Source organism: Haloarcula terrestris, assembly GCF_031624315.1.
GTDB classification, from domain to species: domain Archaea; phylum Halobacteriota; class Halobacteria; order Halobacteriales; family Haloarculaceae; genus Haloarcula; species Haloarcula terrestris.
The window spans coordinates 145096-158797 of record NZ_JAMQOM010000003.1 but is presented as its reverse complement, the minus strand read 5'-3'; the positions used below and the strand labels follow the sequence as shown (position 1 = coordinate 158797).

Below are 13702 nucleotides of genomic sequence, written 5' to 3'. Positions count from 1 at the left end.
CCAACATTTACGCCTTTTTTCTATCCATCAGTAGTTAATATAAGATGGAAATATTCGTCTCATTTACACTATCAGGGCGTGAAGCCGGACAGTCGGCAGTTTCTCGCGCTCGGCACCGACGCGTCGGTTTCAGTCGAGATCGATCCGGTCGCCGATTTCAACGATTGAAAACGCCGACGGATACGTGAAGCTGTTGGCGTGGTTGTGGAGTACAGTCGGTTCTGTCGTCATCCCCTTCCACATGTCCCAATGGGACGGAACGAGCGTGTCCAGTTGGAGTTCGTTCGCGGCTTCGATAATCATGTTCTCATCGTTGTACCACCTCGTTCGCGTGGGTTCGCCGGTCTCCTTGTCGTCGATCATTCCAACCGTTCCAAAGGCGAGGACCCCGATATCGATGTCGTAGCGCTCGCCGACGGCTTCGAACTCGCCGGGGCGGGCATCGCCGCCGTGGAAGAACGTGCCGGACTCGTGTTCGAACACGTACGACACCGGATGCTCGGCGTCGGGGTCGTTGGCCGGTTCGACGTGTACCGTCAGGTCGCCGATTTCGAGCGTGTCTTCCTCCGTGACTTCGTGGAGCTGGTCGTCGGTGACGCTGTAGTTCTCCAGCCACGCCTCCTCGCGGATGACCTCGTGGCCGCTGTCGGTCGTGTAGTAGTCCGCGCCCGTGCCGGCGAGGATCGGGGCCTGAGACGGCCCGTGGACGTGGTCGACGTGTTCGTGGGTCCCCAGAACCGCGTCGCACTCGGTGATGTCCTCGGGGTTGAACGGCACCGGGATCATCCGCACGGTGCGTGGCGGGTCACCGATACCGAGATACGGGTCGATGAAGACGGTCGTACCGCCGCTTGATTTCACGATGAAGCCGTTACAGCCCAGATACCAGATCGCCAGTCCGTCAGGGGACGCCGACTCCACCGCGCGCGGGAGCCAGGCCGCCCAGTCGGATTCGACTGTCATGTCTGAACATGCCCCTCCCGGTCGCTAAGGTGTTTCGAAGACGACGGCCTGCGGTCGCTCCGTGGGTCCCGGTCGCCCCAGCGGGTCGGCCCACAGTCGGCCGGGCTCTCCGGGTATCTCCCGCTGGCTGAGAACGATGCCCCTGATTTATCCCTCAGCTCGTTGAAACGTCGCCTGTATGTACGACCGAATCCTCCTCGCTTCCGATGGGACAGCGGCTTCGACGAACGCCGAATCCCACGCGATTGCCCTCGCAGCGGCACACGACGCCACCCTCCATGTCCTGTACGTCGTCGACGAAGACGTGTATACCGCCTACAGCGGCGACGAGTACGTCGACGAATCGGAGGGGCCGGAACACGGCCTCGAAGAGGCGGGCCAAGAGACGCTGGCCCGGATACAGGCCGACGCAGAGGCGTCCGGCGTCAACGTGACGACGACCCTGAAACACGGACGGCCGGCCGAAGCCATCATCGAAACCGCCACGGAGGCGGACGTTGATGTACTCGTCCTCGGCACGAAACGGCGGCCGGCGGAGTACCGGAGCCTCCTCGGTAGCGTCACGGACAAGGTGCTCCGACTGACCGAACGGCCGACGGTCGTCGTGAAGACCGAAGTCGAGGAGTGAAACCGGCGGAGCGAGCGTCGTGGGGCGATGGATGTCAGCGGGGCCGTATCGCCGACGCCTGACGGCTGGTGGGCGCATCGCCCTACGCAGCGCTGCTCGATACGGCGACCGCAAAAACCGCTACTGTGACAAGCCCGTCAGTCCTCGCAGCAACCGCCGGCTTTCTGGCCGAAGTCGACGGCCAGTTCATCGGAGACGATCTCGTTGAGTTCCTGCAGGCGCAGTTCGAGTTCGTTCTGGGCCTCCAGATACTCGCTCATGACCGGAATGTCGTGGAGCTCCTCCTGCTTTTGCTGGACCTTCCGGAGGTCCTCCTGTGAGGCGTTGCCGGTCTGACGGGCGAGCATGAACTCCTCGCGGATCTGCTCGAACTCCTGGATGGCTTCCTGGGCCTCGTCGTGGTTCTCGACGGCGTCCTTGGTCTCCTTGAATCGCTGGTACACCGGCAGCTCGGCGATTGCCTCACCGAACTCTGTAGCGAGCGCCTCGACGTGGTCACCGTCGATATCAGCGGCGGTATCGGTCTCGATGCTCATCACTATGCGGTATGGACTCGGGCGGTATAGGCCTGCCGAAACAGGGTGTTCTCTGGGCAAGTCAGGACAGTGAGACCGGCAGACGACAGGCCCGGAGCTTCAAGGCATCTCGTTGAGTTGACAGCCCATGCAACTGCTGGAGGGGATCGCCGGCATCCTCGCTATCTTTCTCTACATCCTCATACTGGCGGCGCTGTCGTTTGGAATCTTGTTCGGGATCGCGGCAGTAATCGGCGTCGTCGGGTCGGTGCTCTCGATCCCGCTCCTGTATGTCCTGCCGGACGTGGGCCGATTCCTCCTGCTCGCGTCCGGTGGTGCGCCCGACGACCGGACGCCGCCGAGGTGTCCGCGTCTATCGACGAACTGGCAGACGCCAACGAGACACAGCACCAGATGGCCCGTGACTTAGAGGAGAACGTCGAGCGGGTCGAGCGACGGCTCGCGGAAATTATGGCGTAATCGCCGCTCAGCGAAACACGGGGGTTATGCCGCTCGAACGGATACAGGGTTGCAATGAGTCAAGAGCGGACTGACGGCGACCTCCGGAACACCGGACTGTCGCTCAAACACGACCGCGAGTGGGATTACGAACTCGACCGAATCATCGAAGCCGTCGAAGAACGGGACGCCGAAAAGGTGGGCCTGCAGTTCCCCGAGGGGCTGAAGCGCCGCGGCCCGGCCGTGGCCGACGACCTCCGCGAGAACCTCCCCGACGACGTGACGGTGTTGCTCTCGGGCCAGCCCTGTTACGGCGCGTGCGACCTCGATACGTACATGATGCGCCGGACGGACGTGTTCGTCCACTTCGGCCACTCGCCGATGAAAGAATCGGACAAGATCATCTACGTGCCGCTGTTCTCGAACGTCGACGTGTTCCCCATCATGGAGCAGGCCCGTGAGGAACAGCTCGCGGACCCCGAGGAAGACCCCGACGTTGGGCTGGTGACGACGGCCCAGCACATGAACAAGTTCGAGGAGATGCGCGAGTGGCTGGAAGACCGGGGCTACAACGTCCACACACGCCGTGGCGACGAGCGACTCACCCACGAGGGACAGGTGCTGGGCTGCAACTACGCCAGCGCAGACGTGGACGCCGACCAGATGCTGTACGTCGGCGGCGGGAAGTTCCACCCGCTGGGCCTGGCGATGGAACACCCCGAGAAGCACGTCGTCATCGCTGACCCGGTCAACAACGTCGTCACCGTCGCTGACACGGAGAAGTTCATGAAGCAGCGCTACGGTGCGGTCCATCGCGCGATGGACGCGGAGTCCTGGGGCGTCATCTTCTGTACCAAGATCGGCCAGGGCCGCTGGGACAAGGCCGAGGAGATTGTCGAAAACAACGAGAACGCCTACCTCATCACGATGGACGAGGTGACGCCGGACCGGCTGACGAACTTCGGGATGGACGCCTACGTCAACACGGGCTGTCCCCGCATCACCACCGATGACGGCCCGCAGTTTAAGAAGCCGATGCTCACGCCCGGCGAGTACGAGATCGCCATCGGCGAGAAGCCACTGGAATCGCTGGAGTTCGACACCTTCCACGGCACCTGGTAGCGCCAGTTCTCACCGCTGAGAACAGCGGGCGTACTGTCTTGTAGTGTGGGCGTCGATACGTCCTATGGCTTCTACAGAGGACGCCGGTCTCTATCACGACGTTTTTCAGGCGAATCCGGACCCGATCATGGTCCACGACGCCGACACCGGGACAGTCGTCCGGGCCAACCAGGCAGCGGGTGAGTTGCTGGGATGCAGCCCCGACGACATCGTCGGGATGCACGTCGGTGAGTTCAGTCCGTCGGAATACTCCACCGCGGACGCAAACGACCTGATAACAGAGGCAGCAACGGCGGGGTCGGCTCGAATCGAATGGGCGATTCAAGGCTCGGACGGACAGGACCGACTGGTCGATGTCACGCTCGAACGAGCGCTTATCGACGACACGACCCGCGTCGTGGCGTTCATCCACGACGTAACCGAGGTTCGCAGACAAAAACGCAAGCATACCGAACAGAGCGAACAGCTACGGACGCTGATGGGGAATCTCCCCGTCGTCGTGTTCACGCTCGATCCGGACGGCGTCTTCACGTACTCGGCCGGGAAGGGCCTCGAAGGGCTCGGTCTGGAACCCGGCGAACTCGAAGGATCGTCGGTGTTCGAGGCCTACAGCGAGTATCCGGACATCATCGACGCCGTGGAACTGGCCCTCGATGGCGAAGAGGTCCGCGTCACACAGGAGATCGACGACCTCGTCTTCGAGACGTGGTATCGACCGGTGGTCGACGACGACGGACAGCTCGCCCAGATCGTCAGTGTCGCTCGGGACATTACCGACCTCAAGCGCCGCGAGGAGCGCGTCGAGGCGCTCAGCGACGCGACGAACGAACTGCTGTACAGCCGTACCGAAGCGGCGGCCGCGGAGACAGTGACGCAAATCGCACAGCAGATCATCGACCGGCCACTCGCGGCGATGTGGTCCTACGACAGCGACGACGACACGCTGTATCCAATCGGTGCAACCGCCGCGGCGGCCGACCTGGCCGGGGTGGACACGCCGGCGGAACTCCCGCCGATGGGTCCCGAGAGCGAGGAGCACCGTCTCTTCCACGGTGGCGAGTCAGCAGTCATCGCGGACTCCCAGGCGCTATCGGATCCGTCAGCGCCGGAGATGCCGATGCGGACCCTTCTGTGTCTCCCCCTCGACGACCAGGGGATGCTATGTATCGGGTCAGAAGCGGTCTCGTCGTTCGACGGCGACGAGCGGTTCCTGCTGGAGATTCTCGCCAGTACGGCGGCCGCCGCACTGGAGCGGATCGAGCGCGAAACCAGGCTCAAATCGAAGCAGGCGGAGCTAGAGCGGTCGAACGAAGCCCTCCAGCAGTTCGCCTACATCGCCTCTCACGACCTGCAGGAACCGCTCCGGATGGTCTCAAGCTACGTGGATCTGCTAGATAGCGAGTACGGCGACGAGTTAGACGAGGAGGCCGCCGAGTACATGACCTTCGCCGTCGACGGGGCTCACCGGATGCAGGAGATGGTCGACGCCCTGCTGCGGTACTCCCGCGTCGAAACGAACGCGAGCGACTTCGAGGAGACGGATCCGGAGGCGGTGCTGGACCGGACGCTGGACGCCTTGCAGATGCGAATCGAAGAGGTCGACGCCACAGTTACGTCGGGGTCGCTCCCACACGTCGACGCCGACCCGAATCAGGTCGGCCAGGTGTTCCAGAACCTGCTCGAAAACGCCATCGAGTACGCGACGGAGGCCGGCATCGAACCCCACGTCGAGATCAGTGCGGCGGAAGACGACGGCGTGGTCACGTTCACCGTCTCGGACAACGGACCGGGGATTCCGGCGGCGGATCGCGAGGAGGTGTTCGACATCTTCCATCGAGCCGGCGCCCACAACACGGAAGGAACCGGTATCGGGCTGGCCGTCTGTCAGCGGATCGTCCTGCGTCACAACGGGCGCATCTGGGTCGAGCCGTCCGATGACGGGGCGACGTTCAAGTTCACGCTGCCTGCGGTAGCGGAGGTGAGCGGCGATGACTGACTCCAGCGAGGGGCGGCCGGTCGAAATCCTGCTGGCAGAGGACAACCCCGGCGACGTGAAACTGACCGAGAAGGCCTTAGAACGCGGGAAAGTCCTGAACAACCTCCACGTCGTCAACGACGGCGTCGAGGCGCTTGCGTTCCTCCGCCAGACCGGCGAGTACGCCGACGCACCGCGGCCCGACCTGTTGTTGCTTGACCTCAACATGCCCCGCAAGGGGGGCCAGGAGGTCCTCGAAGAGATGAAAGGCGACGAGTCGCTCCGGCGAATCCCGGTCGTCGTGCTGACCAGTTCCGAGGCCGAGGAGGACATCGTCGAATCGTACGACCTCCACGCGAACGCGTACCTGACGAAACCGGTCGATTTCGACGGCTTCGTCGACATCGTCAGTAGCGTCGAGGACTTCTTCCTCACCGTCGTCAAGCGCCCGCCGAAGTAACGATGACTGAGACAGTACATCTCGACGTACTCCTCGTCGAGGACAATCCCGGTGACGCCCGCCTCGTCGAGCACCATCTGAACTCGCCGGCCGTGGCCCATTTCGTCGACGACGTGACGCTCTCTCACGTCGATTCGCTGGCACCGGTCGCCGAGCATTCGGGTACCGCCTACGACGTGATCCTGCTTGATCTCGGACTGCCCGAGTCGACGGGGCTTGCGACGCTGGACCGGGCGACCGAGATAGTCGAGGCCGTGCCGATAATCGTCCTCACGGGGATGCAGGACCGGGAGATGGCTATCGAGGCTATCAACCGGGGCGCACAGGACTACCTGCCCAAAGAGGACTTAGACGGCGACCGACTCGTGAGAGCGCTCCGGTACGCAGTCGTCAGGAGCCGCCAGCAGCGTGCTATACAGCGCCAGACCGACCAGATGGACTTCTTCAACAGCATTCTCCAACACGACATCCTCAACGGGATGAACGTCATCCGGGCGCGTGGCGAACTGCTCGAAGACACGCTCGAAAGCGAGGAGCGCGAGTACGCGTCGACTGTCGTCCAGTGGAGCGACGACCTCATCGAACTCACCGAGAAGGTCCGGTCGGTACTGGAGACAGTCACCGAGGAGGGCGGGCGGGACCACGAGCACCGGGAGCTACAGGCTGTCCTCGCTGACGCGGCGGACCGTGCCCGGTCAGTCAGCGACGACTGTACCATCACCATCGAGTCACAGGCGCTCACTGTCGTTGCCGACGAATTGCTCGATGACGTGTTCGGGAACCTCTTTCTCAATGCGGTCGAACACGGCGGCGAAGACGTGACTATCGACGTGACGACGACGGTCGAAGAGGGCACAGTGACCGTCCGTCTAGCTGACGACGGGGACGGGATTCCAGGCAGCGACGCTCGCCGCATCTTCGAGCGTGGCGAGAAGGGCTCGGAGTCCGGCGGCACGGGCTTTGGCCTCTATTTCGTTGATACGATGGTCCGGAGCTACGGGGGCGATATCTGGGTCGAGGAGAGCGAATACGGCGGGGCCGCGTTTTATCTTGAACTTCCCAAGGCGACGCTGTAGGCGTGACTTGCTGTCACACAAGCGTCGAGCAACCGCATTTCAGCTGCTGAGAACCGGAGCCGAATGTTCAATTCCCAGGAGTTTGAGAGACGTACTATGGGTGATCCGCTGGATGGCGACGAGAGTAGCGATTCGACGGAGCAGGATCGCTATCTCGCGGCTATGCAGGACCTCACTGCGGCGATGGCCGCCGGCGGCACGTCGTTTCGGGAACGCGTCGAGCCAGTCCTGGCCGTCGGTCGGGAGCATCTGGGGTTTCCGAACGGACACATCGCAGTTGTCACCGGCGACGAACACGAAATCGTCGCCAGTAGCGGCCTGTCTTCGACGATTACGCCGGGGACCAAGACACCCCTTTCGGAGACGTACTGCAGAAACGCACTCGAGGAGTCCGGTATTCACATCGTCACCAACGCGAGCGAGTCAATGGCCACTGACCCAGCCTACGAGCGGTTCGGTCTGGAGGCGTACGTTGGCGCGCCGCTGCAGGCGGACGGAACGGAGTACGGCACGCTGTGTTTCGTCAACGACAGCGAGGCGATTGCGGAGTTCTCGGGCTGGCAGCAGACGCTGTTCGAACATCTCACGCAGTGGGTCGAAGCGGAGATCGAGCGCGAGCAGGCACTGGATACACGTGAGCGGAGCCAGCGGCTGTTGGAAGCGACGTTCAACTCACCGGAGACGTTTATCGGTATCCTCGACGCTGACGGGACGCTCACCAGAGCAAACGAAACGGCGCTTGAGTTCATCGATGCTGACGAGGCCGTCTTCGAGGAACCGATCTGGGAGACGCCCTGGTGGAACCACGATGAGGCGGTAGCGCGCCGTTGCCAGGATGCCGTCGAGCGGGCGAGAGAGGGTGAGACGGTTCGGTTCGAGGCCGAACACATCGGGGCAGACGGGCAGCGTATCTCAACCGCCGTCATGGCCAGACCGGTAGCGGCCGACGGCACTGTGCAGAAGATACTCGTCGAGGGGACAGACATCACGGATCTCAAGCGCCACGAAGAACAGATGGAGTTTTTCAACAGCATCCTCAGACACGACATTCTCAACGGGATGACCGTCATCGAGGCGCGTGCGGAAACGCTTGCAGACGACCTCGACGGGACACAGGCAACCTACGCCGAGACGATTCTGGACTGGAGTCGGGATATCGTCGACCTCACACAGAAGGTTCGGAGCGTCCTGAGCACGATGTCGGATGACGGGTTGACCGAGGCAGAGACGATACCACTGAGACCGGTCATCGAAGGGGCGGTGAACAAGGCCGCCTCGATGGACGAGGACTGCACAGTTGAAACAGACATCGACGACGGCCTCACGGTCGTGGCCGATGACCTCCTCGACGATGTTGTCGGAAACATCTTGACGAACGCCGTCGAACACGGTGGGCCCGGTAGCACAATCGAGGTGACGGCGAAACGTGTCGGCTCGGTGGCCCGCCTGCATATCGCGGATGACGGACCCGGGATATCGCCCGAAGAGCGCGACGCTATCTTCGAGAAGGGGGAGCGGGGAACCCAGTCGACGGGGACCGGGTTCGGCCTCTACTTCGTGTCGGTGATGGTCGAGAGCTACGGCGGCGATATCTGGGTCGAGGACAGCGATCTCGGCGGCAGCGAGTTCGTCGTCGAACTCCCTACCGATAACTACTGAGCATTTCCAAACGTTTTTGAATGAACTGGGCGTATCCCAGGTGATGCCGACAAAGAGCGCGCTCGCCCAGCAACTCGCCGTCGTCGCCGGGTTCGACAATCCGCGGGCCAGTCTCGAACAGTACCGGACGCCGCCGGACCTGGCGGCGCATCTGGTCCACACTGCGGACCTGCAGGGCGACATCCAGCGCCGCACTGTCGTCGATCTCGGCTGTGGCACCGGGATGCTGGCGCTGGGCGCGGCGCTGCGGTCGCCGGCCCGGGTCGTCGGGCTCGATATCGACCCCGCACCGCTGTCCACGGCGCGCGGGAACGAGCGGAAGGTCGGGTCGACGACACCAGTGTCGTGGGTCCGTGCCGACGCCACGGCTGCCCCGCTGTGTCCCCCCGTCGACGAGACCACGGTCGTGATGAACCCGCCCTTCGGCGCGCAATCGGACAACGAACACGCCGACCGTCGGTTTCTCGAAACGGCGGCGGCCATCGCGGGCGTTTCCTACTCGATTCACAACGAGGGGAGCCAGTCGTTCGTCGAGTCCTTCGCCGCCGACAACGGCGGCGAGGTGACCCACGCCTTCGAGACGGAGTTTGACCTCCCGCGCCAGTTCGACTTCCACGAGTCGGACCGACAGGCGATCACCGCCGAAGTGTACCGCATCGACTGGATTTAATTTCTCGCCGCTTGCTGGCGGAGTTCCGCAACCTTGACGCGAGTGCCGTCGGTTCGAGCGTACAGCCGCGAGCGGTTCCGCTCGAAAGTCAGGCCGCCGATCCGCGTCCGCGTCATGTTCGCCGGGAGCGGCGCTTGGCCGACCGTTTCGTTCCCTTGTGTGACGACCACATCGAACCCGTGTTGCCGGGCCGCCACCGTCACGTTCCGTCCGTCGAGTATCACGTCCGCCGTTGACGGGTCGGAGGTGTAGGCTGTCCGGGGCTGTCCGCCCGCCCGCCTGAGCTGGACCCGGTAGACGCTATCGTTGCCGAGGACCGCCCAGTCCGTTCGGTTCGCGTGCACCGACTCGCGCCAGGTCGGTCCGCCGACGGTGACCCGTTCCTCGCCGTTTATCGCGAGCCGGCCCGGCTGGACGGCGGCGATCCAGACCTCCCGCTTCGCGCTGGCGACGATGACGCCGCTGGCGTTGACGCTCGCGCCCCCTCGCTGTGTCGGGAGCCAGATGTTCTCGAAATAGGCGTTTGGCACGTCCTCGTCGTAGGTCACCACGTAATCCCGGACCTCGATTCCCTCGTCTGGGAGCTGGTCTTCCTGAAGGTCGACGAGGTTCGTCGGCACGGCAGCAAGGCTCAATGCCCCGAGGACGACGAGCAGGAGCATCACTGCGACCGAGGCCGGTCGACGGTCGAATCCCGGGCGAAACCCGCGGTCGGATTCGAGCGTCGCCGCGGCGACGACGAGTGCGAGGACGAACACGAGCGCCGTCCCGACCCAGCGGAACAGTCGGAACCGGCCGCCGCCGAGCGGAATGTACACCGCCCAGAGACCCTGGGCGACGGCAAACACGAGCGTCGCAAAGAACACCCGGAGCGTGTCGGGCCGCTCGTCTCGGTACCACAGCAGTGCCAAAGCCACGACCACGCCGGCCAGGATCCCGATGGCGTGGCCCTGGATGGCGATGTTGGACCACCACGGCGTCACGAAGCGGGTCTGGCCCGAGGCCGTCGACACCGGGTATCGCAGCGCCGAGTACAGGAGGTCCAGCACGCGGTTCCCGAGAAACGCGCCGAGAAACAGCGTCGGCCGCGTCACGAGCGCGAACCCGGCCATGGCGAACACGACGCCGGAGAATCCCACGACCGGCCCGATGGCGAACACCGCGGAGAACACGCCGACGACGAACATGACGACGGGAACGACGAGAATCCGGGCAAACGGGTTCGTTCGTAGCGACGTGAAGGTCTGTACGCCACGCTTTCGAGGGTAGTGTCCCCAGACGTACTCCGCGACCGTCCCGTACACCAGTGTCCCCATGAGGTTCCCCGTGATGTGGCCCTGGCTGCCGTGGGTGAACGCCCCGGTGAGCATCCCGAACGGGTAGAAGTACGACCACGTCCGGAACGGGGTGACCAGCGGATTTCTCGGGTGCCACCACGCCCCCTGCAGGAACAGATACACCGCCAGCACGCCGGCCATCGTCAGCAGCGTCCCCCAGGGGACACCCAGAATGAGTCGGGCTCGTATCCCGTCCCCGAGTCGCGCCTCCGAGAAACGGCGGACACCAGCGAGGACAGCAAGCACGACGGCGAGGACGACCAGTTCCTGCCACGGGAGCCATCCGGGCACGGCCGGCGTCGGCAGCGACTGCATCATTCACGCACAGTTCAGGTACGGGACGGCTTAGGGATGACGGCAGGTGTCACTCTCGAACAGTGACAGACGGGAACGGGTCGGTGTCAGGCAACCCGGTATCGGTAGATTCGCCGTCTCAGAACAGCGACATGCCGACGCTGTAGGGCCACGACGTGCCGGCCACCGCCAGCAGCGACAGCGCGCCGCCCGCCAGCGCGACGTTCTTGAGGAACTGCGTCATCTCGTCCTGGACCTGGTCGTCCGGGACCGCCCAGAAGTTGTGCATCAGGACGGCGGAACCGACGAGGAACGTCGCCAGCGCCCCGGCCGCGATGACGGGGTACGCGCCGAGGATGAGCAGAACGCCGCTCACGAGGAGCAGGCCGCCGCTCCCGTAGACCGACGCTGCGGGTGCGGGAAGCCCCTTCGCCTCCGCGTAGGGGGTCATCTGTCCGGCGTTCTGGAAGTGGTTCAGGCCCATGAAGGCGAGGACGCCGCCGAACAGGAGCCGACCCAGCAGGAACAGTTCGCCCGCACCGGCGGACTCGAACGCCATTAGGCGCTCACCGCCGGAATCCGAGTGGTTTCGCACCGATACTGTCGGACTGCGAGTTGTGGTTTCATTACGTTACTTGGTTCGTATCCGAACCTATTTGTACGTTCCCGGACAAAGAGGATACCAGGTAGCACCGATGTCATCTGAAGTATTCACTGCCGCGGACGAGGCAGAAGAAAGCGGGCCGTGTGCCGTCATCGAGTCGTTGGAACAGATCGGATCGCGCTGGCGACTAGTTGTCCTGCATGAGCTCCAGAACGGCGAACAGCGATTCAACGAACTCAAACGCGCCACTGACGCCAGTTCCCGCACCCTCTCGCGGGTCCTCGACGACCTCCAGGAGATGGGCTTCGTCGACCGCCGGCTCGAAGAGGACGCCCCCGTCGCGACCTACTACCAGCTCACGCCAAAGGGCGAATCGCTCTGCCCGGTGTTCGACGAGATCGAGGCGTGGGCCGAGGAGTGGCTGGCTGGCTGCGAGAACTGACCCGACAACACAGACTTTTCTATCCCCCGGCCCCATCGCTCTACCAATGGGAGTACGGCCACCAGCCGATAACAGCGACGAGCCAGATGTCATCGAGTTCGGTATCGCGGCTCTCGATGCCCGCCTGTCGGACGTGGACATCGAGTACCCCGCGACCGCGAGGGAGGTCCGGGACGCGGCCGGACACATCACGGTTCCCTTCGACGCGTCGGGCCACTCGATGACCGTCGCCGAGGCGCTCGACGAGACCAACGCCACGGAGTTCGACAACGAGCAGGAGCTGCTCAACGACCTTCATCCGATTTTCGAGCGGAAACGCGAAGCCACCAGAAACAGTATTCTCTCCCAGCTACGCGCGCTGGTCCCGTTCTGAGCTACTCGTCGGGCTGGTGTGTGGACACCGCCGGTTCCCCCTCCGCGTCGCCGTCTTCGACGTGGTCTGTTGCACCCGTCTCGGCGTGGTCCGTGTCGTCCTCGTGACCGTCCGTATCACCGACCTGCTGGTCGTCGAATACGTCTGCCGGACGGGTCCGGTTCTCCCGAGTGAGCTGGACGGCGATATCCTCTAATCGGCGCGTCTGTTCGCGGTTCACAGCCACGAGCATATCCGACAGAACGCCGAACATGAGCAGCTGAATCCCCAGTAGAATGGCGAACGAGCCGACGACGGCGATCACTTCGTGTGAAATGCCGTTGACGACCCAGTCGTAGGCGACGAACGCGCCCAGTCCGAACCCGACGACAGTGCTCCCGAGGCCAACGCTGCCGAAGTAAAACAGCGGATTGTTCGTCTTTGCCATCTGGTACAGCGTCAGGATGATCGTCGCGCCGTCCCGGAACGGCCGAAGGTTCGTATCGGACTCGTCGGGTCGAGGCTGGTACGTGATCGGCACTACCGCCGTCGATATGTTGTGCTTGACACACTCGACGGCCATCTCCGTCTCGATGCCGAAGCCCGACGCCGTCAGCGAACTCCGCTGGAACGACTGCCGGGTGAAGGCGCGATAGCCCGAGAGAATGTCAGTGAGGTCCCGTCCGTGAATCGTTTCGAAGGCCCTGTTGATGACTCGGTTGCCGATCTGGTTCAGTTTCGTCATCGCACCGGGCTGCATGTCCGCAAAACGGTTCCCGATGATGTGGGCCGCTTGCCCCGACAGCAGTGGTTCGAGGAGTCTGTCCGCCTCGTCGGGTCGGTAAGTCGCATCGCCGTCGGCCATCAGCACGTACGGCTGCTCGATGTGACGCGTTACCGCTTCTCTGACAGCCTGCCCTTTCCCCGAGCCGGACTGTTTGACGACCTGCGCGCCGGCCGATTCGGCGAGGTCCGGTGTCCCGTCGGTCGATCCGCCATCGATGACCAGAACGTTGTCGAACCCCTGCTCGCGGAACCCGGACACGACCGATTCGATAGTCTCGGCCTCGTTGTATGTCGGCAACAGTATACAAACGTCGTCTCGGTCGGCCATTGCCCCAACGTCAGCCACGCGGAGGCAAATAA

At 63.5% G+C, this 13702-nt stretch carries 15 protein-coding genes; 10 read left to right on the top strand and 5 right to left on the bottom strand.

Annotated elements, in window-relative coordinates; translation table 11 throughout:
• Nucleotides 1-129: 129 nt before the first annotated feature.
• Complete coding sequence (locus NDI54_RS07885) at nucleotides 130-963, bottom strand: MBL fold metallo-hydrolase (protein ID WP_310895910.1); 834 nt, start codon at nucleotides 961-963, stop codon at nucleotides 130-132.
• Between the two features lie 178 nt (nucleotides 964-1141).
• Here NDI54_RS07885 and NDI54_RS07880 point away from each other — a divergent pair, with 178 nt between their 5' ends.
• On the top strand, nucleotides 1142-1591 hold the full coding sequence (locus tag NDI54_RS07880; protein WP_310895909.1) for a universal stress protein: 450 nt from the start codon (nucleotides 1142-1144) through the stop codon (nucleotides 1589-1591).
• A gap of 137 nt (nucleotides 1592-1728) precedes the next feature.
• Here the strand turns inward: NDI54_RS07880 and NDI54_RS07875 are convergent, their stop codons facing one another.
• Nucleotides 1729-2127, bottom strand: coding sequence for a YlbF family regulator (locus tag NDI54_RS07875; RefSeq protein ID WP_310895908.1), 399 nt, complete (start codon nucleotides 2125-2127; stop codon nucleotides 1729-1731).
• Between the two features lie 127 nt (nucleotides 2128-2254).
• Between NDI54_RS07875 and NDI54_RS07870 the strand changes: the two genes are divergently transcribed.
• The 7 genes from NDI54_RS07870 (at nucleotide 2255) to NDI54_RS07840 (ending at nucleotide 9527) form a co-directional block, all read left to right on the top strand.
• Nucleotides 2255-2536, top strand: a complete 282-nt coding sequence (locus tag NDI54_RS07870; RefSeq protein WP_310895907.1) for a hypothetical protein — start codon at nucleotides 2255-2257, stop codon at nucleotides 2534-2536.
• Nucleotides 2537-2640: 104 nt separating this feature from the next.
• Nucleotides 2641-3687 carry a diphthamide biosynthesis enzyme Dph2 gene (dph2, locus tag NDI54_RS07865; RefSeq protein ID WP_310895906.1) on the top strand — a complete coding sequence of 349 codons (1047 nt, stop codon included), beginning with the start codon at nucleotides 2641-2643 and terminating at the stop codon, nucleotides 3685-3687.
• Between the two features lie 64 nt (nucleotides 3688-3751).
• Entirely contained in the window at nucleotides 3752-5683 is a 1932-nt protein-coding gene (locus NDI54_RS07860) for a PAS domain-containing sensor histidine kinase (RefSeq protein WP_310895905.1), read from the top strand.
• Entirely contained in the window at nucleotides 5676-6122 is a 447-nt protein-coding gene (locus NDI54_RS07855; protein ID WP_310895904.1) for a response regulator, read from the top strand. The genes NDI54_RS07860 and NDI54_RS07855 overlap by 8 nt, the downstream gene beginning before the upstream one ends.
• Before the next feature lie 2 nt (nucleotides 6123-6124).
• On the top strand, nucleotides 6125-7198 hold the full coding sequence (locus NDI54_RS07850) for a hybrid sensor histidine kinase/response regulator (protein ID WP_310895903.1): 1074 nt from the start codon (nucleotides 6125-6127) through the stop codon (nucleotides 7196-7198).
• Between the two features lie 96 nt (nucleotides 7199-7294).
• Nucleotides 7295-8857 carry a sensor histidine kinase gene (locus NDI54_RS07845; protein ID WP_310895902.1) on the top strand — a complete coding sequence of 521 codons (1563 nt, stop codon included), beginning with the start codon at nucleotides 7295-7297 and terminating at the stop codon, nucleotides 8855-8857.
• 43 nt (nucleotides 8858-8900) lie between these two features.
• On the top strand, nucleotides 8901-9527 hold the full coding sequence (locus NDI54_RS07840; protein ID WP_310895901.1) for an METTL5 family protein: 627 nt from the start codon (nucleotides 8901-8903) through the stop codon (nucleotides 9525-9527).
• On the opposite strand, the gene NDI54_RS07835 is transcribed toward NDI54_RS07840, so the two are convergent.
• Together NDI54_RS07835 and NDI54_RS07830 are read right to left on the bottom strand one after the other, a co-directional pair.
• Complete coding sequence (locus tag NDI54_RS07835; protein WP_310895900.1) at nucleotides 9524-11182, bottom strand: rhomboid family intramembrane serine protease; 1659 nt, start codon at nucleotides 11180-11182, stop codon at nucleotides 9524-9526. The genes NDI54_RS07840 and NDI54_RS07835 overlap by 4 nt on opposite strands.
• Before the next feature lie 115 nt (nucleotides 11183-11297).
• A complete protein-coding gene (locus NDI54_RS07830) occupies nucleotides 11298-11717 on the bottom strand; it encodes a DoxX family membrane protein (RefSeq protein WP_310895899.1) in 420 nt (139 codons plus the stop codon).
• A gap of 136 nt (nucleotides 11718-11853) precedes the next feature.
• Between NDI54_RS07830 and NDI54_RS07825 the strand changes: the two genes are divergently transcribed.
• Nucleotides 11854-12204 carry a winged helix-turn-helix transcriptional regulator gene (locus NDI54_RS07825; RefSeq protein WP_310895898.1) on the top strand — a complete coding sequence of 117 codons (351 nt, stop codon included), beginning with the start codon at nucleotides 11854-11856 and terminating at the stop codon, nucleotides 12202-12204.
• Between the two features lie 46 nt (nucleotides 12205-12250).
• On the top strand, nucleotides 12251-12577 hold the full coding sequence (locus NDI54_RS07820) for a DUF5789 family protein (RefSeq protein ID WP_004515179.1): 327 nt from the start codon (nucleotides 12251-12253) through the stop codon (nucleotides 12575-12577).
• A gap of 1 nt (nucleotide 12578) precedes the next feature.
• Here NDI54_RS07820 and aglJ read toward each other — a convergent pair whose 3' ends face one another.
• Nucleotides 12579-13670: an S-layer glycoprotein N-glycosyltransferase AglJ gene (aglJ, locus tag NDI54_RS07815; RefSeq protein ID WP_310895897.1), complete on the bottom strand. Its 1092-nt coding sequence runs from the start codon at nucleotides 13668-13670 to the stop codon at nucleotides 12579-12581.
• Nucleotides 13671-13702 lie beyond the last annotated feature (32 nt).